The organism is Paenibacillus sp. 598K (genome assembly GCF_003851045.1).
Classification (GTDB): Bacteria; Bacillota; Bacilli; order Paenibacillales; family Paenibacillaceae; genus Paenibacillus_D.
The window spans coordinates 1-254 of sequence record NZ_BFBX01000364.1 but is presented as its reverse complement, the minus strand read 5'-3'; the positions used below and the strand labels follow the sequence as shown (position 1 = coordinate 254).

The 254-nt window shown below is 55.9% G+C and carries 1 pseudogene; it reads left to right on the top strand.

Going from position 1 to position 254, the window contains the following annotated elements:
* Positions 1-254, top strand: a pseudogene (locus PA598K_RS37055) (sugar ABC transporter permease); the annotation flags it as partial.

Sequence of the window (254 nt, the reverse complement as noted above, 5' to 3'; positions counted from 1 at the left end):
ATCGTCATCGCCTTCCAGAACTTCAATCCGTCGAAGGGCTTCATCCACTCCGAGTGGGTCGGGCTGGAGCATATCCGCTTCCTCTTCGAGCTGCCGGATACGATGGGGACGATCCGCAATACGATCGAAATCTCGCTGATGAAAATTATCGCCGGTCTCATCGTGCCGGTCGTGTTTGCCTTGTTCCTGAACGAAGCGCGGGTCGTCTGGTTCAAACGAACGGTGCAGAGCCTCGTCTACCTGCCTCACTTCCT